The organism is Nostoc sp. DedSLP04 (genome assembly GCF_034530775.1).
GTDB lineage: Bacteria > Cyanobacteriota > Cyanobacteriia > Cyanobacteriales > Nostocaceae > Nostoc.
Window position 1 is genome coordinate 1 of the sequence record NZ_JAVRCL010000059.1, and the last position, 24,166, is coordinate 24,166.

General features: G+C 40.1%; 25 protein-coding genes and 1 tRNA gene. 15 read left to right on the top strand and 11 right to left on the bottom strand.

From position 1 onward, the window contains the following. Positions 1–734 precede the first annotated feature (734 nt). The 5 genes from rsmA (at position 735) to RMX89_RS26770 (ending at position 4,280) form a co-directional block, all read left to right on the top strand. On the top strand, positions 735–1,559 hold the full coding sequence (gene rsmA / locus RMX89_RS26750) for a 16S rRNA (adenine(1518)-N(6)/adenine(1519)-N(6))-dimethyltransferase RsmA (protein ID WP_322691053.1): 825 nt from the start codon (positions 735–737) through the stop codon (positions 1,557–1,559). 67 nt (positions 1,560–1,626) lie between these two features. Further along, a complete protein-coding gene (gene ispE, locus RMX89_RS26755) occupies positions 1,627–2,580 on the top strand; it encodes a 4-(cytidine 5'-diphospho)-2-C-methyl-D-erythritol kinase (RefSeq protein WP_322691054.1) in 954 nt (317 codons plus the stop codon). A 163-nt stretch (positions 2,581–2,743) separates the two neighbouring features. Next, positions 2,744–3,073: a DUF3082 domain-containing protein gene (locus RMX89_RS26760; protein WP_322674528.1), complete on the top strand. Its 330-nt coding sequence runs from the start codon at positions 2,744–2,746 to the stop codon at positions 3,071–3,073. 328 nt (positions 3,074–3,401) lie between these two features. Further along, positions 3,402–4,037 (top strand): sporulation/spore germination protein, encoded by a 636-nt coding sequence (locus RMX89_RS26765; protein ID WP_322691055.1) that lies wholly within the window; start codon positions 3,402–3,404, stop codon positions 4,035–4,037. A 171-nt stretch (positions 4,038–4,208) separates the two neighbouring features. Continuing rightward, positions 4,209–4,280 (top strand) — tRNA-Gly (locus tag RMX89_RS26770). A gap of 182 nt (positions 4,281–4,462) precedes the next feature. Here the strand turns inward: RMX89_RS26770 and RMX89_RS26775 are convergent. Further along, positions 4,463–6,220, bottom strand: a complete 1,758-nt coding sequence (locus tag RMX89_RS26775) for a hypothetical protein (RefSeq protein WP_322691056.1) — start codon at positions 6,218–6,220, stop codon at positions 4,463–4,465. A 52-nt stretch (positions 6,221–6,272) separates the two neighbouring features. Here RMX89_RS26775 and RMX89_RS26780 point away from each other — a divergent pair, with 52 nt between their 5' ends. From RMX89_RS26780 to RMX89_RS26790, 3 genes are all read left to right on the top strand, one after another. Then, positions 6,273–6,425, top strand: coding sequence for a hypothetical protein (locus RMX89_RS26780; protein ID WP_322691057.1), 153 nt, complete (start codon positions 6,273–6,275; stop codon positions 6,423–6,425). A 443-nt stretch (positions 6,426–6,868) separates the two neighbouring features. Then, positions 6,869–8,092 carry a succinate--CoA ligase subunit beta gene (locus RMX89_RS26785; RefSeq protein WP_322674513.1) on the top strand — a complete coding sequence of 408 codons (1,224 nt, stop codon included), beginning with the start codon at positions 6,869–6,871 and terminating at the stop codon, positions 8,090–8,092. A 297-nt stretch (positions 8,093–8,389) separates the two neighbouring features. Then, the gene (locus RMX89_RS26790; protein WP_322674512.1) at positions 8,390–9,271 is read left to right on the top strand and encodes a CoA-binding protein; all 882 of its coding nucleotides are present in this window, start codon (positions 8,390–8,392) and stop codon (positions 9,269–9,271) included. Between the two features lie 316 nt (positions 9,272–9,587). On the opposite strand, the gene RMX89_RS26795 is transcribed toward RMX89_RS26790, so the two are convergent. The 4 genes from RMX89_RS26795 to cysK form a co-directional block, all read right to left on the bottom strand. Further along, on the bottom strand, positions 9,588–10,676 hold the full coding sequence (locus RMX89_RS26795) for a HAMP domain-containing sensor histidine kinase (RefSeq protein WP_322691058.1): 1,089 nt from the start codon (positions 10,674–10,676) through the stop codon (positions 9,588–9,590). Positions 10,677–10,681: 5 nt separating this feature from the next. Continuing rightward, positions 10,682–11,392 carry a response regulator transcription factor gene (locus tag RMX89_RS26800; protein WP_322674510.1) on the bottom strand — a complete coding sequence of 237 codons (711 nt, stop codon included), beginning with the start codon at positions 11,390–11,392 and terminating at the stop codon, positions 10,682–10,684. A 99-nt stretch (positions 11,393–11,491) separates the two neighbouring features. Then, positions 11,492–12,187 (bottom strand): NYN domain-containing protein, encoded by a 696-nt coding sequence (locus RMX89_RS26805; protein ID WP_322683944.1) that lies wholly within the window; start codon positions 12,185–12,187, stop codon positions 11,492–11,494. 585 nt (positions 12,188–12,772) lie between these two features. Further along, a complete protein-coding gene (gene cysK, locus RMX89_RS26810) occupies positions 12,773–13,732 on the bottom strand; it encodes a cysteine synthase A (protein WP_322691059.1) in 960 nt (319 codons plus the stop codon). A 1,017-nt stretch (positions 13,733–14,749) separates the two neighbouring features. On the opposite strand from cysK, the gene RMX89_RS26815 reads away from it, so the two are divergent. From RMX89_RS26815 to RMX89_RS26845, 7 genes are all read left to right on the top strand, one after another. After that, entirely contained in the window at positions 14,750–15,172 is a 423-nt protein-coding gene (locus RMX89_RS26815) for a hypothetical protein (protein ID WP_322674507.1), read from the top strand. A gap of 35 nt (positions 15,173–15,207) precedes the next feature. Then, the gene (locus RMX89_RS26820; RefSeq protein WP_322674506.1) at positions 15,208–15,495 is read left to right on the top strand and encodes a hypothetical protein; all 288 of its coding nucleotides are present in this window, start codon (positions 15,208–15,210) and stop codon (positions 15,493–15,495) included. A 2-nt stretch (positions 15,496–15,497) separates the two neighbouring features. Then, on the top strand, positions 15,498–15,809 hold the full coding sequence (locus RMX89_RS26825; protein ID WP_322674505.1) for a hypothetical protein: 312 nt from the start codon (positions 15,498–15,500) through the stop codon (positions 15,807–15,809). 320 nt (positions 15,810–16,129) lie between these two features. Next, the gene (locus tag RMX89_RS26830; protein ID WP_069068421.1) at positions 16,130–16,492 is read left to right on the top strand and encodes a hypothetical protein; all 363 of its coding nucleotides are present in this window, start codon (positions 16,130–16,132) and stop codon (positions 16,490–16,492) included. A 149-nt stretch (positions 16,493–16,641) separates the two neighbouring features. Then, on the top strand, positions 16,642–17,649 hold the full coding sequence (locus RMX89_RS26835; RefSeq protein ID WP_322691060.1) for an LLM class flavin-dependent oxidoreductase: 1,008 nt from the start codon (positions 16,642–16,644) through the stop codon (positions 17,647–17,649). After that, the gene (locus tag RMX89_RS26840; protein WP_322691061.1) at positions 17,639–18,013 is read left to right on the top strand and encodes a hypothetical protein; all 375 of its coding nucleotides are present in this window, start codon (positions 17,639–17,641) and stop codon (positions 18,011–18,013) included. Before RMX89_RS26835 ends, RMX89_RS26840 begins: the two co-directional genes overlap by 11 nt. Before the next feature lie 358 nt (positions 18,014–18,371). Continuing rightward, positions 18,372–19,220, top strand: a complete 849-nt coding sequence (locus RMX89_RS26845; protein WP_322691062.1) for an Rpn family recombination-promoting nuclease/putative transposase — start codon at positions 18,372–18,374, stop codon at positions 19,218–19,220. A 182-nt stretch (positions 19,221–19,402) separates the two neighbouring features. On the opposite strand, the gene RMX89_RS26850 is transcribed toward RMX89_RS26845, so the two are convergent. The 6 genes from RMX89_RS26850 to RMX89_RS26875 form a co-directional block, all read right to left on the bottom strand. After that, complete coding sequence (locus tag RMX89_RS26850; RefSeq protein ID WP_322691063.1) at positions 19,403–20,089, bottom strand: pentapeptide repeat-containing protein; 687 nt, start codon at positions 20,087–20,089, stop codon at positions 19,403–19,405. Positions 20,090–20,307: 218 nt separating this feature from the next. After that, positions 20,308–21,129, bottom strand: a complete 822-nt coding sequence (gene hypB, locus RMX89_RS26855; RefSeq protein WP_322691064.1) for a hydrogenase nickel incorporation protein HypB — start codon at positions 21,127–21,129, stop codon at positions 20,308–20,310. Further along, complete coding sequence (gene hypA / locus RMX89_RS26860; protein WP_322691065.1) at positions 21,120–21,461, bottom strand: hydrogenase maturation nickel metallochaperone HypA; 342 nt, start codon at positions 21,459–21,461, stop codon at positions 21,120–21,122. The genes hypB and hypA overlap by 10 nt, the downstream gene beginning before the upstream one ends. Positions 21,462–21,481: 20 nt before the next feature. Continuing rightward, positions 21,482–22,585 (bottom strand): hydrogenase expression/formation protein HypE, encoded by a 1,104-nt coding sequence (gene hypE, locus RMX89_RS26865; RefSeq protein ID WP_322691066.1) that lies wholly within the window; start codon positions 22,583–22,585, stop codon positions 21,482–21,484. A 59-nt stretch (positions 22,586–22,644) separates the two neighbouring features. After that, on the bottom strand, positions 22,645–23,823 hold the full coding sequence (gene hypD, locus RMX89_RS26870) for a hydrogenase formation protein HypD (RefSeq protein ID WP_322691067.1): 1,179 nt from the start codon (positions 23,821–23,823) through the stop codon (positions 22,645–22,647). Between the two features lie 33 nt (positions 23,824–23,856). Further along, on the bottom strand, positions 23,857–24,120 hold the full coding sequence (locus RMX89_RS26875) for a HypC/HybG/HupF family hydrogenase formation chaperone (protein WP_322691068.1): 264 nt from the start codon (positions 24,118–24,120) through the stop codon (positions 23,857–23,859). Positions 24,121–24,166: the final 46 nt, after the last annotated feature.

A 24,166-nucleotide genomic window follows, 5' to 3' on the forward strand; every position in this document is an offset into this window, starting at 1 on the left:
GTGTTAAGCATACCGCCAGCGTTCATCCTGAGCCAGGATCAAACTCTCCGTTTTGTTGTGTTTCGAGTTTGTGGCTCCGAAAAAAATATTTCCCGGAATCCTGTTATTAATTTTGACTATCCTTTTGGATTTACCAAAAGCAAAATCTTTTGACGAGGATTGGTTTTTTCTTAAGCTTTCAAAGTATTATGTTTTACAGGTTCAGCGGTGGTTTTGGCGTCTTTCGCCTTTCCACTTAACTAGAGTAACTAGTCATCCCCTAGTTTGTCAAGGGGTAAATTTATTTTTTTTCTAAAATGGCAAATCGCTTGCCTGGACTTGCTTTCAGGTTAATAGGTTAAGCAACAGGAGGGAGGCGAGAACGAAGTGGCTAAACCTGAGTGTGTGAATAATGCACGTTGCTTGTCTCTAAATCTAAATGGGATCTGATGCAAATTAAGTAATTAATGATTATTCAAAAAGGCAGGAGGTAGTCTTGCTAGAGGTATGTATCTTGAATCCAAATGCTCGAATTAATTATATTAAAAGCATAGTTGTTGCGAAGGTTGCGGTTTAAGACTCCCATCCTACAGGTGACGCTTATATGGACATTTACGCGATCGCCATGACTACGATCGCAAAGCGTTTGGAGGAGAAGATAGGCGTTACAGTAAATCTAGCGCTGTATAGGGACTTCAAAATTTATAATGAATTTTTGATAAACAGCTAAAAATTAGACTAGGCAATAAATACAGATGATCCGACCGCGTAAGGTCTTTGCTCAACATTGGCTCAAAAGTGAAAAGGCGCTCGACGCAATTATTAAAGCAGCTGAGTGTACACAAAGCGATCGCGTCCTAGAAATTGGGCCTGGCACTGGCATTCTAACTCGTCAGTTATTGCCCTTAGTAGAATCTATGATTGCAGTTGAAATAGACCGCGATTTATGTCAACTGTTATCAAAGCAACTCGGTAAGACTAAAACTTTCCTATTGCTGCAAGGCGATTTTCTCACCCTAGATTTACCATCTAATCTACTAGCCTTTCCTAATTTCCAAAAGCCAAATAAGGTAGTAGCCAATATTCCTTACAACATTACAGGGCCAATTATTGAGAAACTACTGGGTACGATCGCTAACCCCAACCCCGAACCATTTGACTCAATAGTGTTACTGGTACAAAAAGAAGTCGCAGAAAGATTGTATGCTAAAGCAGGATCAAAAGCTTTTGGGGCGTTGAGTGTGCGGGTACAATATTTGGCTGAGTGTGAGTTGATCTGCACAGTCCCAGCCGCCGCATTCCATCCACCGCCAAAAGTCGATTCAGCAGTGGTGCGATTGCGTCCCCGAAAAATAGAAATACCAGCACTTAATCCCCGACAATTAGAGAATTTCTTAAAATTGGGGTTTGGTGCCAAGCGCAAAATGTTACGAAATAATTTGCAATCAGTTATAGAACGCGATCGCCTGAGCCACTTACTGGAACAATTAAAAATAAATCCCCAAGCTAGAGCCGAAGACCTCAGCGTTCAGCAATGGGTAATTTTAGCAAATGAACTGGGAGTAGAAAGTAGGGAGTAGGGAACAAGGCAGATTTTTCCCATTCCTCCTTCTTCATTCCCCATTCCCCATTCCCCACTTCTAGAAAATGCGTTCCTACAGCCTAATTGCCCCTGCTAAAATCAACTTGTATTTGGAAATCATTGGCGATCGCCCTGATGGTTATCACGAGTTAGCCATGATACTTCAAAGTATCGGACTTGCAGACAAAATTGATGTGCGTTCTCTCAGCACTGACAGCATTCGTGTTCACTGCAACCACCCACAAGTACCGACAGATAAAAGTAATCTGGCATACCGCGCAGCAGAATTAATGGTAAGGCAATTTCCCGAAGCCTTTGCTAAATATGGGGGTGTGGAGATTACCGTTAATAAGCAGATTCCTGTAGCTGCTGGGTTGGCTGGGGGTTCGACAAATGCAGCAGCTGTGTTGGTGGGGATAGATTTATTATGGAAGTTGGGGCTAACTCAGTCAGAATTAGAGGAGTTGGCAAGTACACTTGGTTCAGATGTACCTTTTTGTGTAGCGGGTGGAACTGCGATCGCAACAGGTAGGGGTGAGCAACTTTCTCCCCTGCCGAGTTTAGATAACATATATATAGTATTGGGGAAATACCGCAGTCTGGAAGTTTCCACACCTTGGGCATACAAAACCTATCGACAGCAGTTTGGTCATTCTTATATTAGAGATAGCAAAAATTTGGAAGCGCGTGCTAATGCAGTTCATTCAGGGGCTATAGTAAAAGCTATTCTGGATAAAGATGCCAGAAAAATTGCCCAAAAACTGCACAATGATTTAGAGAGTGTCGTATTGCCAGCCTATCCGCAAGTCTTGCAGTTGCGAGAAATGTTTGCAAATCAAGAAGGTGTTTTAGGAACAATGATGTCTGGTTCTGGGCCAACAGTTTTTACTCTTGTTGAGTCTCAGCAGCAGGCAGAACAAGTCAAACTGCAAGCTAGGGAAGCAATTCTTGATGAAGACTTAGAATTGTTTGTGACTCGGACAATTACACATGGTATTCAGGTGGCATCTTCAATTTAAATAAATCTTTATTGTTAATGAAGTATGGGCAATAAGCTGATGAATGAGCTTTTAAGTTGCATAGTTCAAATCATCAAAAAAACGCAAAGATGCAATTTAAATGACAAACAATAATTATTCCTAATGCTCCAATCCAAAATCTAACATCTAAAATCTAAATATTATGAATGACCAAAATCTAACGCCGCAAACAAATGCTAAAGAACAGGTGACAGCTAGTCCGTTACGCTGTTTTACTGGGGCGGCGATTTCTGGAGGAATGGCATTTGCAGCCTATTCGCTGATGATTGCGATCGCGACAAATTTTGCTAGTAAACCGATCCATTCAATCAATCCATTGGTGGTAAAGATTTCTTCTGCTGTTCGTACTCTGGTAGTTGGTGTAGTTGCTTTAGGTAGCGGGATTTTTGCTATAGTGGCAATTGGTTTGTTGGCTTTGGGAGTACAATTATTAGTGCAGCAATTGACGAAGCAAAAAAGTAGTGAAAACTAGTAATTTACTTTTAATCAGTAATCTAAAAGCACAAGTCTTTCTAATATTTTGCAAGGAGTTGATTTTACTCTTGCCAAATTTATTTAGCACAAGCAGCAGGTGCAGATGCAGTGCTACTGGTTCCAGTAATTATCTAGTTTATTGTATCCCTAATGTTGTCAGACATAGATCCTTGAATAGCAAATGTTGTAATTTTAGTGAATAGTATAAAATTTGACTTTAAAAGGTTTTTGGTTGACACTTTATAGACTGGCTCAATATTCACGAATTTATGCGGAATTAATACCAACGACACTGAAATAAATAACATTATTTATAAGCAAAATTTATGAACACAATCAAGAGATATTTTTTATCCCCTATTTTTGTGACAATGGTTGTGAGCCTCGGTAGTTGTAGTTCTAACCCTACCGCAGGTAATATTAACAGCGCAACTTCATACCCTACTACAGTACCAGCACCGACGAATAGCCTACCTTCTCAGTCTCCCAGCCAAATTCCTAGCGTAGCTCAGTTGAGAGAAAAGTTTCCTAATCAAGAATCTTCTAAGGAAAATACGCCTTCCTCACCAAAGGAAAATACGCCTTCCTCACCAACTTCTAAGGTTGCCACTAGCAAAACTACTAACGTAACACTATACACAAGTGATATCCAATGTCAAAAGCTAATTCCAGAAAAGATTTCAGTACCAGCCGAGGAACCAGTGACAAATGTCGTAAGTAAAATCTTAGAAAAACGAGATACAAGCGACTTTAGCTTGTCTGGGTATCGTGTCAACATCAAAAATGGCATTGCTACAGTTGATTTACGAATATCTCCTGAGTCAAAGCGGCAAATAAGTTCTCTTTCTAGTTGCGAACAGTTTGCTCTGTTTGGCAGTCTCCGCAAAACCTTAACGAGTAATGCTCAATGGAATATTAAAGAGGTTCGCTTCACGGAGCGAGGCGAGGAAATTGTTCTTTAGTTAAATATTGTAATAAGTGTCGTCATCAGCTAGCTAAAAAAATTTCCTAATCTGAACAGCTATAAGACTCATGCATCAGTAGTTGTCAAAATAGTGTATTTTCTAGCCAATTGAAAACAGCTGTAAATAGTGGTATGCTTAATTTTAGGCATAAGTTTATGTTAGTAATTTGCGGGTGTAATTCAGTGGTAGAATGTCATCTTCCCATGGTGAACGTCGTGGGTTCGAGTCCCATCGCCCGCTTTAAAATCTGCAACTTTTAGCCACTGGTGCGATCGCTATTTTCCTGAAATAGGAAAAACCCTGACATAATCCTTACTATGTCAGGGTTTTAGGTATTTGAAATGCTGTAGCAGTATTTTGTTAAATTGACAAATAATTAGTTAATGTACAATTCATCCTTTATACTTCAATCGGTATTTTACTTACCCGCCTAAAGTCCGCGTATAAATTACCTGACCTTGGGAATCATAAAGAAAAAGGGACAGATTGGCATTTTCACCAATTACGGCTAGGGCTTCGCGTAAGATTTGCAAGTGATTGGTAACGTCAACAGCAGTATCCGAATTCTGAGAATAAGGATTAGCCAAGTTATTTTGCCTTATTTGGTCATACTCAGAAGTTAGTCGGACAATAATTTCTGCATTGTCTATGCTAAAGGTGCAAATCCGAATTCCATTAATACAAGTCTTATCTAAGTCAGCGCGGGTTTGTTGCAAACTACTAACAACTTGTACTTTTTCTTGTGTTTGTTTGAGCGCAGATGAATAGGGTTCGATGAGAGACTGAGCCTGAGTGTAGTACAAGCTATCTTGGGGAACTTTTTTAGCAGTTTGCAAAGCCTGCTCCCAATATATCGCCGCTGCTTGCCATTGTTTTTGTTGTTCATAAACTTTGGCTTGCTTGGCAGTGGTAAGGGCCTGTTGGTAGGTTTTAACAGCTAATTGTTCTTTAGTAGCGCGATCGCGTACTAATACTAACTTAGGTTTATAATCTAGCAACAGCTTTTGGGCTTCTTGATATCCAACGCTATTTCGGGGAATCGTATTCAAGGCATTAATTACCACCAGCCAAGTAGACTGCGCCTTTTGCCAGTCATTCAAGGATTTAGCAGCAGCTTCTTGCTTCTCAGCTGCAACAGCTACACCTTTTGCCATTGTTAGTTTTTTTAGCCATTTTTCCTCAATAAATATCTGTTGATTTACAGTGTGCAAACGGACACGATAATTCAGTAATTTACCCTGCACTAGCCCATAGAGTTCACTACTAGAACTTATACTTTCTAGTGGCGCTATAGCCTGTCGCCATAAGTGTTGCCTAGTTTGTAATTCCTCTAAGCTAGATGCTGGAGTTTGAACTTTTTGTGTCGCCAAAGATGCCGTTTGCAAAGCTTTGACCACCCGATCGATTTTTTGCGATCGCCCAGATAAACTTGCTTTTAGTTCCTGTGACAGCTGGTAACGAGGCGACCAACTAGGAATTACATTCAGGTCTGTGCTGGCTGCTGCAAGTTGCTGTTGTAGAGCAACTAATTCTTTTTCAGACTTGGCGCGGCGCATTAGTTGTGGAGATTTTGTTTTTACTTGCTCGGCGTTTTGTATTTCCTTACACTCAGACATCACGCAAGGGCGAGTCAATAAGTAAGCACCACCGCCTAAAACTATAATTCCCACCAACGCTGCACCCAGGAGGATAGGTTTGACCTGGAATCCTGGCTTTGAAGCCGAGAAATTCGGCACATCTGCAAACGGGTCAAACAGTTCTTCTTCTTTTTCTTCTTCGCTCTCATTGATTAATGGAGAATATGTCAGAGATGATGAGGGGAATATTACTTCCTCATCTTTTTGTACTTCCTCATCTCCCTCTGCTACCCATCCTCCCGTCGGCTTCAACGCCAAGAAACATTTAGCATAAGGGAGTTGTTCGCCAAAAACTCTGAGGAAACATTGCACCCGTTGCTCTTTGTGGGGTGCTAGAGACTGAAGTACCTCCTCAATGACTGCAAAAATTAGTTGAGCGTCAACGATTACATCTGACGCGTGTTGCGTTAAAATCATTAGCTCGCCTTTATTGACGACGCACTTAACCTCGAAGACTTCAGCGGTTGAGACTTCTACAAGTAATTGTTCTTGCAAAGTTTTGGCTAAAAGCTGTAAATCTTCCTGCTGGACTGCTACTTTCATACAGCTTTCCCGCTGAACTCTATATTGTTTTGATTATCTTTAAGGGGATGAAATGAACTTTTTAGATTTGTTGAATGCAAATGCACAGTTTAATCAACCACAGCCTGAGAATCTGAACGACCAACTTTCTAACACAAATTCTGACTTTTCACCAAAAATTAAAAAAGTAATTATTGTTCGTGCCGATACATTTTTACAGCGCTAGATACAAAATTAAATAATCTGTCTTCAGATATAAATTAAAAATAAAAAATGGGAATAATAGAAGATTTGGGTATTTTCACTGCATTACTTTGCGATAATTAAACTCACAAAAGCTACTGCTTTGCAAAATGCTAGTTGCAGAACAATTTTTACCAAATTATCTAAAGGTTAAGAAAACGATGCTATGTCAGAGGGTTTTGACAAAAAAGCTAGTTATCTTCTATGCTGGGAAACTTACTGAGGAGATTAATTATGTGTTGTGGCCCTGTCACAAACAAGTTGACTATCAAAATTAATATGCTGAATTTGCTGAATTCGATAAAATTGATCCGTGAAAAATAAGTTTTTATAGCTGCAAAAAGGTTAATTCTGCAATAAAGGTGCTGCAAAATATCAAGACAGGAATAACCAAAATCTTGGAAAGTGTCAATACAAGGTGTATCAATGGATTTATTAGAGTACCAAGTTAAAGAATGGTTTGCGAAGATAGGCATCCCGGTATTGCCTTCCCAACGAATTGACCATCCTACAGATTTGAAACGGTTAAAAATTCGCTATCCAATTGTACTGAAATCTCAAGTCCACGGAGCGGAACGGGCAAAAGCTGGTGGAGTCAGATTTGCCCAAACGACTATCGATGCGATCGCAGCTGCTCAAAATATCTTTAGTTTACCAATTTGGGGTGAATTGCCGGAAGTTGTACTGGCAGAATCTAGATACGACGCCAACCAAGAATTTTATCTAGCAGTAGTTTTAGATACTGCTGCCTGCCGACCGGTACTTTTAGGTTGCAAAGAAGCAGATATCGATTGGGAATCGGCTGGGGAAAGAATGCACTACGTTGTCGTAGAACAGGAATTCTCACCATTTTATGCCCGACGATTGGCTTTGAAAATGGGTTTGCAAGGAACGCTGATGCAGTCAGTAAGCAGCGTTGTGGAAAAGATGTACCACTTATTTGTCCAAAAAGACCTGGATTTAGTCGAAATTAATCCCTTGGCAGTCAGTACTACTAGTCAAGTTATGGCTCTTAATGGTAAAGTCAGGGTCAACGAACGGTCGATCAAGCGTCATCCCGATCTGGCCGAGATGGCAGCAAAAATTATCAGTCGTCATACCACTACTGAAATTAACGGTATTTTGGGCGACTGGGATGGTGTACAAATGCATGGAAAAATCGGTATTTTAGGTAACGGTACTGGTTCAGTGATGGCAACTTTAGATTTAGTTGCAAATGCTGGTGGCAATCCAGGTGTTTGTTTGAATCTACGTCATGCTTTTCTTACAGATACTACACCAACTACCTTCCGCGATCGCCTAGAAACAGGTTTGAAAATGCTGGAGGCTGATAAAAGCATTCAAGTAATACTAATTAACTTTCTGGGTAGCATTCCGCAAACCGAGGAAGTGGCTGAAGTTATAGCTAGAGTTGTGCAGCAAGACGACAGCGAACTTCAATCACAGGTTGTACGTTCTAATGGTAGTAAACGGCGACAGCTTAATTTTCCATCCTTAGTTGTCCGGCTTGCGGGTTCTGAATTTAACACTGCGAGAAAATATTTGACAACACTAAAAACCCACACCGATGCGCTTGTTGTGGTAGAAAATTTAGATGAGGCAGTGGCAGCAGCAGTTCTCCTTGCTAAACCAACGGCTAATAAAAGATAGTGAATGTCATTTTGTGACAATTCAAAAATCAAAAATTATTAGTTTTTACCGTCGGGTATAAATTGTTGAACTTGATGCTCAAATTAAATACAGCTTTGCTTTCTGGGACTAAATTATATAGTACATTCAAACTGAATATTTCTAGCTAGGGGCGCGTTTTCTCACTTTTGGAACACTTAGCTTCCAGACTCATTTTTGGAATTTCAGTAAAAATTGAATCAATACGACACTGTAAATGTGTTGTTTCTATGCCCAGTAGTTCAAAGCGCTGGGTTATCAAACTTACGGTAATTTTTTATGAACCTAACGCCAGAAAGTAAAGTTTTAATTCAAGGCTTTTGTGAATTTATATCAAGCACTCATGTCGATCAAATGAAAGCTTATGGCACGAATTTAGTAGCTGGTGTCAATCCTGGATGCGGCGGACAGGAATTGCATGGACTGCCAGTATTTGATTTAGTAGAGGAAGTAATAGAACAATTTGGGGCAATTGACACCACAATTATTTGTGTAGATCCTTATGATGTTTTAGATGCAGCATTAGAAGCGATCGCATCTAATATTCGCCAGATTATTATTATTACTGCTGGTGTGCCGCCTTTGGATATGGTGCAATTACTCCGCAAAGCCGAAGCTTGTGAAACTTTGGTAATCGGGCCAAATAGTCCGGGGATCATTGTACCGGGAAAAATTCTTTTAGGAACTCAACCCAGCGAATTTTATACCCCTGGAACAGTGGGGATCGTTAGTCGTAGCAGCACCCTCACCTACGAAATTGCCTACGAATTAACAAAAGCAGGTTTAGGGCAGTCAATTAGTGTCAGTATTGGTAGTGATGCGATCGTCGGTTCCTCATTTTTGCAATGGCTGCAAATTCTCGATGAGGATGAAACCACAGAAGCGATCGTTTTAGTCGGTCAACCTGGTGGTGGTAGTGAAGAAGCAGCAGCGCGGTATATTGCTGAAGCAATTGATAAACCAGTAATTGCCTACATTGCAGGAAGACTTGCACCACCAGGAAAAACTTGGCGTCAAACTGGGACTTTAGCAACAGTTATCGGACGCGACCCTGACTTTGGCACAGCCCAAAGTAAATTAGCCGCTTTAAAAGAAGCGGAAGTTACAGTAGCTGAACGTCCTTCTCAAATTCCAGAATTATTGAGAAAGGAGATTAACTAATTACTAATACTTCGGCTACGCTCAGTACAAGTTCGTAATTCAATTTTTAACTACGAATTACGAATTACGAATTACGAATTATTTTAATGAGCGATTTTGAGGAAACAGGTAGGCGATCGCAGCATAACCTGAAGCACTGAGTAAACTAACCAAAAAAGCAGCCAAAATAAAAGTAGACATAATGTTACACTCTATGCATTTCTAAAATCCTGGCATTCATCAACAAGCTAGAATTTTGGATACTTTCAAATTAGCAATTGGGTATGACACAGCCATGACTAGCTTGTGTCAATCCCTCGGAATTGAAGGTTTTGTCTCAAACCAAAGGCAGAAAAAAGCGAAACGTACTGCCAACTCCCAATTCGCTTTCTACCTGAATTTGACCACCTTGTAATTCAATCAAACGACGGGAAATAGTTAAACCAATACCAGTACCTCCCGAATGGCGATCGCGCGATTGATCGGCTCGCCAGAAGCGCTCAAACACATGAGGCAAATTTTCTGGAGCGATACCAATGCCTGTATCACTAACCGCAATCCAGAGTTGAGATGCGTCAATCCCAACAGTAATGGTAATTGAACCTTCGTTAGTGTAACGAACTGCATTACCTAGCAGATTAACTAGCACCTGTTCTGTACGGTCAACATCTGCCAATACAGGAGGTAGCACAGATGGACATTGCAAGAGCATAACTGGCCCATCTTCCAATAGTTGGTCGGAAAATTTCTCCACTAATGACTCTAACAACGGACGCAAATTTACCCGTTGGATATTAATTGGTAGATAACCAGCTTCTGCCTTAGATAGTTCTTGCAAATCGTTCACCAACCGCTCTAAGCGTCGAGTTTCTTTCGCTAAACGCCGATAGATTTCAGGAGACGCTTCAATTTCCCCATCAGCCAGTTCTTCCAAATAACCGCGCACCACAGTTAATGGTGTGCGTAATTCATGGGTCATATCTCCAATCACTTCTCGCCGCCGCGCTTCTACGCCTTCTAAACTGGCTGCCATTCGGTTGAAACTACTGCTCAATCCACTAAGTTCTGGAATGTCAGATACAGGTAGTCGTGCATCCATCTGACCAGCAGCAAATTTTTGGGTGATTTGTTCCATCTCGGTCAATCGTTGCATAATTCGTCTGGACACCCAGTAACTCAATCCTCCGGCGGCGGTAGTACCGACTAAGACTGACCAAATAGTGCTGCGTTGCCAAGCAAGTTCAAATCCTGTCACCAATTCAGCACGGACATCGATTAAGTCGAACCCCTGATTTTCTAATCCTTCCAAATGTAAGACAAACAAGCGGGGAGAAGAAATTTTGCTGATGCTTACCAGACTAGCTACCCCCACAATCATTACTACTAAGTGGGAGAAAAATAGCCGCCCTCTCAGCCCCATCTTCATAACATTTACGCTACCAAAGGATCTTCAAATTTATAGCCAACCCCAACAACAGTTTTAATAAAAGTCGGATTTGCCGGATCGGGTTCAATCTTTTTTCGCAACCGAGCTACATGAGTATCTACAACTCGTTCATCGCCAAAAAAATTATCTCCCCAAAGTTTATCAATTAGTTGGGTACGGTTCCAAACTCGACCAGGATTACTGACAAAGGTGGTTAGCAAGTTAAATTCTAGGGTGGTTAAGTCCAAAATTTCAACTTCTTGAGAATTCGTCTGGCGACTGGCAGTGCGCTGGTCTACATCAACAATAAAGTGTTGGGTACGATTGACTTGATGTTGTCCTCCTTGGCGGAGGCTACGCCGTAATAGTGCCCGCACCCTAGCTACTAACTCTCTGGGGCTAAAGGGTTTGACCATATAATCATCAGCACCAGTAGACAGACCAATGACGCGATCGATTTCTTCACCCTTAGCAGTAAGCATTAAAATGTAAGGATCTTTCGCACCTGGTTTCTGGCGAATTCGGGCACAAACTTCCAACCCATCCAAACCAGGAATCATTAAATCTAGAATAATTAAATCCGGTGGTTGCTCTTGAAACATCCGCAAAGCATTCATGCCATCGCGGCTAGTGCGACAAAAAAATCCTTCTTTTTCTAAAGAGAGTTCGATTAAACGAGCAATTTCTGGTTCATCTTCAACTATTAAAATATCCATCTGAATATAGAGTCGAGCAAAATGGGCAGAGCAAAGAGTGGGAGACACAGAGATATCTTTTATGCGTCCCTGTGTCTCCCACTTTCCACCTCTTTTTAATTAGAGGTTTGAATTTGACGCTGTGCGATAACTATAGCCAAGATTAGAATCTTTTTGAATGTGTGTTTTAATACTATCGAGGTCAATGAAGCAGTCAGCAACATCAATCAAACTTTCACTAGTGGTTGTTTGCAGACTGACTACTTCTACCCGAACCCCCATTCTGCTAACAGCGTTTACAGCATAAGCTAAATCTCCATCGCCACTGACTAAAACCGCTGTATCATAATAAGGAGCTAAAGTTATCATATCTACAGCAATTTCTACGTTCAGATTTGATTTTTTAAAATTCTCTGCTGGTACAACGAGTTCCTTTGCTACTACGCGATAGCCATTGCGACGCATCCACAAGAGAAAACCCTGTTGCTTTTCATTACTGATATCAACCCCAGTATAGAAAAAAGCACGCAACAGTCTGGAACCACTGGTTAAATGACAAAGCAATTTAACGTAGTCAATTTCTATGCCGAGTTGTAAGGCTGTATGGAACAGGCTTAAGCCATCAATAAAAATAGCAACTCGACCGCGATTTAAGTTATTCAAAATCGAACTATCAGGTGCAGGATCTCGCATCTTGGTATCTTTACCTTTGACAGCAGTATCGCTCAAATTTTGCCCTTGCCAATGTGGTTTCGCTTTGAGTACTTTAGATTCCTTAAATTCATTTCTTTGTTTGCTAAAATTAGTTATAATCATTGATACCTCTGATTTTAAAGCTGTAAAGAATTTTGACTAAATTTTCTATAGTATAGTCTGTGCCTGATTTATAACCTAGCAGGTAATGGTCTTAAGTCACTATATACAGACAAGTTTAACTGCTGCTAGACAAGATTCAAAATAGACAGCGCAAGGTTTTCACTATTGTTACGGTTGATTCAACGAGATATTGCTTCTGCCCACAGATATGTTAATCTTTACCCATCGAGACAGCAAGAGTTTCGAGAAAATAAATCTTGTTGTCAGGGTAAGGACTGTTTTTGTTAGGTCTGTATTGCACTCAACCTAGAAGCGCTATATCTATAATAATTCGGTAAGTATGAATTGTAAGACCTGTAATAGAGGCAACCCGACATAAGCAAATTCCGCACAAGAATCCCACTGCTTTTAGGGAGAATGAGCGTAGCAATATTTATGCAGCTGTGGGAGTGTCAAAGAGTTAGAAGCACTAATAACGTAATATTGAGATGCGATCGCACCTCAAAAGGTAAGTTGCCTTAATTTTATGTAAGAGACAAATGAGAAGGACAGGGAGGTTGATTACTCTCTTGTCCCCCTGTCTTATTAACGCACCGCAGCAGTTTCTAAAGATAAATCTTGAAACATGGGTGTGCTGAGATAACGTTCGCCAAAGGAAGGCTGAATCATCACGATTAAACGTCCGGCATTTTCTGGACGTTTACCTACTTGAATTGCAGCGCACAAAGCTGCACCAGAGGATATCCCAGATAATAAGCCTTCTTCTTTTGCTAAACGGCGCCCATAAGCGATCGCTTGTTCATCGCTGACTCTAATTACTTCATCAACCAATTCTAAACGGAGGACATCTGGGATAAATCCAGCCCCAATACCTTGAATTTTATGTGGCCCAGCTTCACCACCAGATAGAACTGGGCTGTTGCTGGGTTCAACTGCGATCGCTTTAAAAGTCGGTTTGCGCTGTTTGAGTACTTCGGCAATCCCAGTAATTGTCCCACCAGTACCTACCCCAGCAATGACGATATCTACTTCCCCGTCTGTATCTGTCCAAATTTCTTCAGCGGTGGTTTCTTGGTGAACTTTGGGATTAGCAGGGTTGCAGAACTGTTGCAGCATAAAAGCATTGGGAGTATTAGCCACAATTTCTTCGGCTTTGCGAATTGCTCCCCGCATACCCTCAGTTCCTGGTGTCAACTCCAAAGATGCACCATAAGCTCTAAGCATAGCGCGTCGTTCTTGGCTCATAGTCTCAGGCATGGTCAAAATCAAACGGTAGCCACGCGCTGCTGCTACCATTGCTAGAGCAATTCCTGTATTACCTGAAGTAGGCTCAACTAAAATGGTCTTTCCTGGGAAAATTGAGCCAGCGGCTTCCGCCGAGAGTACCATACTTAACCCAATGCGGTCTTTCACCGAAGCCGCTGGGTTCATCCCTTCTAATTTAACAACTATCCTTGCTACTACTCCCTCAGCTTGAGGAATCTTGTTCAGTTGAACTAAAGGAGTTCGTCCAATCAGTTCTGTGATGTCTTGAGCAATCCGCATTCTTTAACCCCTAAAATCCTAAATCTTAGTACAGAGTATTTACTGATAACAATAAGCTTTGATGTATTTATTTTGCCGTTTAATGTCAATGAGTGCATATACTATGTATTCTAACTAAACCACAAAATATGAAAGTTTAGGAAGAACTTTTATTAGATATTCTCATTGATTCTTACTTCAGAAGAGGCTAGCTTACCATTCTTCTAGTTTAACATTTGTAATTGCTGACTATTGTCTCTTGGATTGAGATTCAATTTTTATCATTCTGTATAGATGAATAATTTTTTCATTATTTTCTATTTATTCTGAAAATATAATTGAATTTTAAAATATTTAATTGCTTTTACTAATTTATTAGTCTATCTTTATCAAGAGACATTGATATTTTATTTTGAGTGCAGATTTTGTCAATCCCAAATTGCATCTAAAACAGTCTTTAACCATTGCCTACATTGCTTTGAGATTGAGTGCAAAAACCCCAGAACCCCACCTCAAAAATACTAGAACCCCGTCCAAAAAATACTAGCACCCATACCCCAATGAATTTTTATAAGACTTATCATGTATGAATTACAGGCTTTGAGTACTATTCTAATGAATTTAATAATCTTAACAGGGCTGGGGTAAACTGTTTGGTGGAGAGCGGCTGATATAAATCGTATAGGATTTACGCAGAGATTCCCCTCTACCCCCCAACATTCCTGAGCGAAAGCTTAGTGAACTAGGGGGGACTTCTTAATCTTCTTTTTGAGAAGAGGATGAAACCAGATTCCCGAATCAAGTGCGTTCTTTCTGACTGAATAATCCTATGTTTTGTGAAAATGGTGGTAACTTTTTATTAATCAGTAGTCAGTAGTGACGAGAAAAATAACTGGCAACTAATGATTGTAAAAATTACCGATTACACATATTTTAATATCAAAACTGTTTGAGAGGTAGAAATATATAACTACTTTAGATAAACAGCAAAAGATATTTTCTTACTGGGTGCATACTACCTAGCAAGGGAGAGCCAAGATGAAAGCCAAACTATTCAATGTTCTTACAGTTTGCGTCGTTACCTTAGCAGTGCTTTCACCAGGACTAGTAGTATTTGGCATAATTTGGGAGCGACATCTGGAGTTAGTAAAATCTCAGAATTTAGCTTACGAAGTTAACAACACAACTACAGATGCTCCCGCCTTGGCTCCCCAGAAAGAGGGTACACATTCCCCTCAGACTAGCATTCAATCCTTCGATCGCAATGTGGTTCATCAAATGCTAACTGTTGCTGAACAATATAAATTTGCCACTATCCTGCAATGGTTCTTCTTGTTAACCCCGATTTGTGTTGGGTTAGGGATTCTCTTTTACGACAGATATCTGGTTCATCGCGCTGCTGTTTTAAAAGAACAAGTTGAAATGTTGGAAAGGCTGTGGCGCCAAAGTATCGAACAGTAACTTATTCACAATTTACTAAAATCAAGAAAATTACCATGACAGACCAAGAACAACGCCAAAGCTTGTATTTTAATCTGATTGATGAGTTACTTAAATGTCCTAATGGTCAAGAACCAGAAATTTTGGAATCTAAACCCGAATTGATTGATTCCGGTTTAGTAGAAACAATGTTACAAGTAGCTACTATGTTTGCCCATGAAGGCAATCAAGATGGTGCCCAATTTTTATTTTTTGTGGCACGAGAGCTAGCGAAAGAATTAGGTTTATACCCGGAAGTTCCCAGTACTGAAGTTGCAAATACTGAAGTTGCAAATAAGGAGTAAAAATGCTGTTGACTTCAACGGATGCGGGACAAATAGCTTTAGAACTGCTGATGGCAGATTGGAATATTTCAGAAGAGAACCGAGAGTGGTTCACTATCTTTAGCTCTCGTCTGATTGGCGAGAGTTGGTACACTGTGGAACTAGGTATAGAAGGATTTCCCGATCGGTGGTTTATTCAAGTATATGACACTGGAGCGTGCGATCCAAACTATACATTTATTTCACCAATCCGTAGTTCTGAAGGATTTACGGACTTTATAAATGTGCCGGAAATCATAGCAGAGGTCTTAGTTTGCGAACGCAATGCTCGCTAATAATTAAAATTCAAAACTTGGAATTCAACATCATAGTATTAGGGAGCATCTCACCTTTACAAATATACCTGGCAATTAGGAAAATCCAAGAAAAAAATTATCCAATATTGTGGGGTGGGCATCTTGTCCGCCATATAAACTGAGCGGGCTTTTCAGCCTACCCCACATGAGTTAATTGTATAAAAATGCTTTACGCAAATTTGAGGTGATGCCAAATGAGGCACACCTCTTTTTTTATGTCATATTTAAGCTTTTATTTAAGCTTAATCAGCTATTTTGTCATATTTAATTGATAAAACTATGTTATATTAAATAGCGTGATGGACGCTACAGAAATATCAGTTCCAATGATTGCTGAAGATATCTTAGCCAAAGAATTCACAAGAGTCGTCAACCATTACTACCCGCAAGTTGGAGAATTGCTGGATGGGTGTTATGTGAAAGTCATCACCTGTTTTTGGGGACGACCTGCTAGACGTTTGCAATATATAGGAATTTATTGCTCTGACGAAATGATTTCCTGTGTGCAAGCTCAAAAAGAAATACTCAGAGAAGTAGCAGACAACATGGGTTTAATCCAGGTTGTCTGTATGAATGCCAAGCGATTGTTGCGCGATCCGATGTCGAAGGTCAAAGAGAACAACCCACGCCTATGGTTGGAGTTGCAGTGGGTTGCAACTTAGTGATTCATCGCATTAATTAAGAGGGGTAAATTATTTTGTAGAGAGGACTTTATTCCTCAAATATTTAAGCACACTTTGTGCTTACTACAAACCTATCGACCACTAGAATAACCAGCACCTACGGTGAATATAAAGTATCAACGCAAGTAATGAAAACTGGAATTTTCTGCAATTACGATAATTTTCACCAAGATGCTCGTCGTGCCATCTTTGAGCAAGTTGCACTGGTAAAACAGGCAGAAAGCTTAGGTTTTGAGGAAGCGTGGGTGAGCGAACACCATTTTAGTGAATCTAATCTCAGCCCGTCCATGTTGGTGTTGATGGCACATTTGGCGGGATTGACTTCAACTATCCAATTAGGCACTGCGGCGGTGTTGCTGCCATTCCATAACCCGATTCGGGTGGCGGAAGATATTGCCACTTTGGATAACTTGTGCAATGGACGATTATTATTTGGAGTTGCCAAAGGCGGCCCCTTTCCTCAACAAAACAAGCATTTTGCGACCCTCCCAAGTGAATCCCGTCCCAAGATGCTAGAGGCGATCGCATTGATTCAAAAGCTCTTATATGAAACTGATGTATCATTTAATGGGCGATATTATCAATGCGATCGCTTAACGATTTATCCGAAACCATTGCAAAGTCAAATACCAGTGTATGTTGCCACTGGTGGTGATGACGGTATTGAGCTTGCTGCTAAACATTCCTTCAGCTTGATGGGTGGGCCGCCATTTTCTCTAGAGAGATTGAAGGATACTGTTACCAAATATCGAGCCTTAAATTCTAGTGGTGCGGAAAAATTAGTGCTGGCACGCTTCTTTTTTGTTGGCAAAACATACGATGAGGCGGTGAGTGAGGCGTTACCTTTCGTTCGCAAATTTAGCCAGAAAATGAAAGCTAATTCGGCTGAAGTATTGCAAAACAGTGCGAATTCCAACCAAAAACCATTCGACCGCACAAATATTTGTTTCGATGAAGATTATTTAATTGAGAACTCAATTATCGGTGATGTGGAGACTTGTCGAGACAAAATCAAGAAATTTCAGGACGAATTAAATTTAGGTACGCTAGCACTCAAACCCTCGTCTGCGGATTTGCAAAAAAACCTAGAGAGTTTGACGCGCTACAACCAAGAGGTGCGAAATTATGTCTTCTAAACTATACCTGCTTCCTCCTGATGATTTACCACCAGCTGAGGTAACAAAACAGGATGGAATGCTGCAAATGGAGTTAGAACAGTCTGCTGGCAGATGCTTTTATCTAGCCTGCGATCGCATTACGCGAGTACTGTTATCTAATTGTCAATGGTATCTGACAACAAATGCTACCATCCTCACATTAATTATTGACTGCCCTGACTTAGTATCTTACTGGCATATTGTCAGCAATATTCCCCAGTTGGGTAATCGGTTAGAGCGGTTTGCTAGCAATGGTAAAATCCGCGTTTATCCGCCATTCGGCAAAGGAACGCCGTTTGAAATCAGCGTAAATGAAATATCAGCTTATCGAGATTGGCTTTGAGGTAAATAGAAACTGGGAATCATCTTTACCGCTGTCTAACACCCTGTACTTTTAAAGTGCAGGGTATTGTATTTTATGAGAGATAAAATTTATTTTTTTATTGAATGTAGTTAGTTATTAACTTATAACTAACTACTGTAAATTGGGTTAGTTTTTGTATTTTGAGACAGAAATATTTAGGCGATCGCAATGTCCATATTCATACAAATTGAAAAAAGAATGCGACAAATATATACTCCCAAACTTTGTTTGGTCTGGCTTTCTTAATTTTGAATTTTGAATTTTGAATTTTGAATTGGTATCAGTGGTAGTCTAAATAAAAGTGCAGTAGCGATTATCTAAACTTATCTACTTGCTTATGTCCAAACCTGCTGATATCAGCACTAAACGCCTAATTAGTCTTGCACCCGATAACTGGGTAAAATGGGTAACACAAATTCCTGATGTTATTGTAGGTGAAATTCTCAACTCAGAATTTCAGTGGGTTAGTAGACAAAGTGATGTACTTATCCGTGTCGAGAATCCGCAGTATGGAAAATTTCTAGTTGTCAATGAATTACAACTGCGCTATAAACCGGAAATGCCACGACGGATGCGTGCTTATGCAGCTCTAGCTGAAGAAAAATATAATTTACCTACCTATCCAGTATTAATCAACATTCTTAAAGGAACTAACACAGAAATACCTACAACATATACATCAAATGTTGCAGGTTTAAGAGCAACTCAAGATTATCGGGTGATTAACCTATGGGAAGTTGATGTAAATACTGTCTTTGAAACACCATTACCATCCTTAATTCCATTTGTACCCATCCTCAAAGGGGGTGAAAACGAGTTTGTAATTCGAGAAGCCTTGCAAATTCTGCGTCAGGATGAACAATTAAATCAACTTGAAACAGTTTTGGCTTTTTTTGCTACGTTTGTAATAGAGAGTGCCCTAGTCCAAGAAATCATGAGGTGGGATATGGCTGTGTTGCGTGAATCGCCTTGGTATCAAGAAATTTTACGTGAAGGAGAAGCACGCGGACGACGAGAGGAATTATATTCAGGTATTGAATTGGCACTGGAGATTAAATTTGGGACTCCTGGCTTAGATTTAATGCCAATCATTTACCAAATCACAGATTTACAGCGATTAAAAGTGATTCAACAGGCTATCAAAACCCTAAATACAGTTGAGGAACTACAGCGACTTTGTGATTGATTTACTGGTAAAAAAACTTGTGATTTTCTTACTTACCCATTTATACCACAATACGCTTGGGTTAAGGCCAAAAACTAAAACTGGCGTAGCGCGATCATCGCACTCTTTGCAACGAATACGCATCGCCAGTTCTAACCCTATAAGTCAATACGGTTCAGTTAAGGCTAAAACCACCACAAAAATCAAGGATGAAATTTCCCATCAGACATCATTGTGTATTGGAAGATGCATTCTTGAAGATTGGCTCCTTGAAGGTTGGCTCTTTGAAGGTTTGCTTGGAAGAAAAAAGCTTTCTGAAGGTTGGCTCCTTGAAGGTTGGCTCCTTGAAAGTCTGCTTTGGACAAAAAAGCTTCCTGAAGGTTCGCTTTTGACAGGTTCGCTTTTGACAGGTTTGCTTGGTACAAAGTAGCTTGCGACAAGTTAGCTCCTTGAAGGTTTGTTTCGGACAAAAAAGCTTGGTCCAAAGTAGCTTGCGACAAGTTAGCTCCCTGAAGGTTCGCTCCCAAAAGGCTGGCTTGGTACAAAAAAGCTCCTTGAAGGTTTGCTTGGTACAAAGTAGCTTCCGACAAGTCAGCTCCGTTAAGCTTCGCTTTTGATAGGTTAGCTCCCTGAAGGTTGGCTTGGTACAAAAAAGCTCGCGACAAGTGAGCTCCCTGAAGGTTAGCTCCCTGAAGGTTAACTCCCAAAAGGCTGGCTTGCGACAAGTTAGCTCCCTGAAGGTTAGCTCCTGATAAGTCGCAGTTGAAACACTTGTTGGTATTCAGCAGCTGCTTAACATGTTCAGGATTGGCAGCACATCCGGGAGTAGTTAAAAGAGTAGAAGTGCTAACACTAATAAGCAGAAAAGCTTGGTAAATGTTTAACTGCATCGTAGTTCATTATACAATTCGAGATAATTCTCTTATATTTGCATTTTTTCAGCTTCTTACTCCAAATTTTTCAACGTGATAGCAAGATTATAGAGATATAGCGATCATCTTATTAGAAAAAATACTTCCAGTTTTGATGAAACCCCAGAGGGATTTCGTAAGTCAGTGACTTAATTTGACAGGTTTTAGTTGAAACGCAGAGGGGCGCAGAGTTTTTACTATAATGATGCAGTTAGCCACGCATACCAATTTTCTAACCCAGCACCAGTAGTTGCAGAAACCTGAAAAATCTGAATTTTGGGATTTACTTTTTTAGCATATTCTATGCACTTTTGAACATCAAATTGCAGGTAAGGTAGCAAATCAATTTTCGTGAGAATCATGATGTTACTAGCACGGAATATATGCGGATATTTTAGCGGCTTATCTTCTCCCTCCGTGACGGAGAGAATCACTACTTTTGCCTGTTCTCCCAAATCAAATAAGGCTGGACAAACTAAATTTCCGACATTTTCAATCATTACAACTGAATTCAGTGGTGGATTCAGTTGTTGTAAACCCCTGTCTATCATTGAGGCATCTAAATGACAGCCTGTTCCAGTGTTAATTTGGATGACTTTAGAACCTGTTTCTTTAATTTTTTTAGCATCGTTAGCAGTTTCTTGGTCGCCTTCAATGACACTAATAGATAATTGATGCTTTAAATCATTGATAGTTTGCGTTAAAAGAGTTGTTTTCCCTGCACCGGGAGAACTCATTAAATTTAAAGCGAGAATATTACGACCTTTAAACCATCCCCGATTTTGGGCAGCTATTAGGTTATTTTTTGATAAAATATCCTGTTCTAAAGATATGGTTGTGTTGTGTATTTTGGCATGAATTTCAGGTGCTTCTATATGAGTGTCATGACTGTGGGAGTGAGTGACGACAGTACCATCTGGTAAAGTATGAGTATGATGGTGGTGGTGTTCAGCTTCACTTGTTTCTAGATTGGTAATTTTAGTTTCGCCATCATCAGAACAACCGCAGGTTACACACATAGTTCCTCTATTTCTATTTCTTTAATTTTAAGTTCTTCACCAGTAATTAAATCTAATTGCACGCTACCGCAATTACAGATACCAAATGGTTTATCTAAATAAACTTCTGCACCGCATTGACGACATTTTGCTAAACCGGGAATTTCTAAAATTTCTAATATCGCCCCTGCTAAAACTGTACCTTGAGTGCAAATATCAAAACAAAATCGGATAGCATCGGGCATAATGGCTGAAAGTTTGCCGATTTCTAATAAAACTCGCTGCACTTTTGCGCCTTTGGCGTGTTCAGTCACAATTGCCACAATATTTTGAGTAATTCCAAATTCGTGCATATTATAAAATCTATTAAAGATTAACAAATTCGTGGCAATTGGTCGCCTACCAACATATCCACAATTCTTTCAGCACCAAAAGCTGTTTTTAACAATACTATACCTGGGGGTGAAGAAATAACTTCGCCAATAATACAAGCATCTTTACCTGCTGGGTGTAATTTCATAGCTGATAAAACGTTTTCAGCATTCTTTTTTGGAACCACCACAACTAACTTACCTTCATTTGCTAAATACAATGGGTCTAAACCGAGAATTTCGCAAACTCCGTTGACTTCTTCACGCACTGGGATAGATTCTTCAAAAAGACGAATTCCCACATCGGAACTGAGGGCAAATTCATTTAGCACTGTAGCTAAACCACCGCGCGTAGCATCTCGCATAGCATGAATTTGGGGACATACTTGGAGAATATTTTCTACTAAACTATGTAATGGCTGACAATCGCTTTCAATATTAGTTTCTAAAGCTAATTCTCCACGAGCAATTAAAATTGCTGTCCCATGATTGCCTATTTCACCATTAATTATTATTGCATCTCCAGGTTTAATATTATGAGCAGAAATATTAATTCTTCGTGGAATGATACCAATACCAGCAGTATTAATAAAGAGTTTATCGGCAGCACCACGATGTACAACTTTTGTGTCACCAGTGACAATTTGAATACTCGCTTTTTCTGCGGCTATTTTCATACTGGCTGCAACACGCCGCAAGGTTTCTACGGGTAATCCTTCTTCTAAAATTACACTACAAGTTAAATATAAAGGTTTAGCACCGCTGACAGCTAAATCATTAACTGTACCGTTTATGGCTAATTTTCCTATATCACTGCCGGGGAAAAATAACGGGTCTACAACATAAGAATCTGTTGTAAATGCGAGTCTATCTCCTTGTTGGAGGAGAGAGGTTAAATTGAAGCTGGCTTGGTCTTCTAATTGTGAGAGAATTGGGTTATTAAAATTGCTAATAAAGATATCATCTATTAAATCGCGCATGGCTTTTCCACCACTACCATGTGCGAGAGTTATATGAGTGTCTTGCACTTTACTTTGGCGACGGCGGGCTTGTTCTATTTTTTGGAATAGGGGATTTTGGATTGGGTTTGTGGGGGAAATATTCATATTAAAATTTTTTTAAACGCAAAGGAACGCAGAGGGAAGCGCGAAGGTACGCTGAGTATTTAGTCTGAGGAGAAGCCGCAGGCAGGGAGGGGTTCTTGAGTTATTTTTAGTTTTTGGGTGATTGTTTTTTTGGCAATTATGGAGAGTCGCCCGTATTTGTAATAGGCTGCGCAAGCACCTTCGGAAGATACCATGCAAGTACCGATTGGCGTTTCTGGCGTGCAAGCTGTACCGAAGACTTTGCACTCCCAAGGTTTTAAGACTCCTTTGAGAATTTCTCCACATTTACAAGCTTTATGGTCGGCTACTTTGAGGTTAGGAATGGTAAATTTAAGTTCGGTATCAAATTGGGCATATTCAGGTTTAATTTTTAATCCTGAATAGGGTATGTCACCTAAGCCACGCCAATCAAAACTATCTCGGATGGCGAAAACTTTATTTATGGCTTGCAGGGCTACTGTGTTTCCAGTTTTTTGGACAATTCGGTTATATTGGTTTTCGACTTCACAACGATTTTCTACTAGCTGTTGCAATAGCATCCAAATCGATTGGAGAATATCTAAGGGTTCAAATCCTGAGATGACTATCGGCTTATTATATTGTTGGGAAATAAATTTATAAGGGTCAGTGCCAATTACCATGCTGACATGGCCAGGCCCAACAAATCCATCCAGTTGTAAGTCGGGATTATCTAATAGTGCTTTGAGGGCGGGAATCACAAGGACGTGATTGCTAAACATACTAAAGTTATGAAGTTTTTCGGCTGCTGCTTGCAGAATGGTGAAGGCGGTGCTGGGGGCTGTGGTTTCAAAGCCTAATGCGAAGAAAACTATTTCTTTGTCGGCATTATCTCTGGCAATTTGCAGGCTATCTAGGGGAGAGTACACCATACGGATGTCTGCACCTTGTGCCCTAGCTTGCAGTAAACTCGTTTGGGAACCGGGAACTCGCATGGCGTCGCCAAAGGTGGCAAAAATGACGTTATGATTTTGAGAGATGGCGATCGCATCATCTAATCTCCCTTTTGGCATCACGCATACTGGACAACCAGGCCCATGAATTAGTTCAATCACTTGGGGTAAGATTTCTTCGATACCGTATTTAAATATGGAATGAGTATGTCCACCGCATACTTCCATAATTTTGATGGGTTTTTCTAGTCGATGGCATAATTTGGCGATTTCGCGGCATAACGCTTCAGCTTTTTCCGGTTCGCGGAATTCGTCAACATATTTCATAGAAAGTGAGGAGTAGTGAATTTTATGTATCTGTTAATTTCGCTTTTTTGGTAGTGTTTGTGCTGCTAATTCTTGGAATAGTTGTAATGTTTCTGCTGCTTCTTCTTCATTAATCCGATTCATCGCAAAGCCAACATGCACTAGTACCCAATCACCGACACAAGCTTCGAGGGGATGTTGTTCATCTACGATACAAGCAATATTTACTGCGCGCTTAACACCACCAATGCTAACTATGGCTAATTTATGGTTAACGTTGGTAATTTCTATAATTTTTCCGGGGATTCCTAAGCACATTTTTTTATTTTTTAGGGTAAATTAACCGCAGAGGCGCAAAGACAAC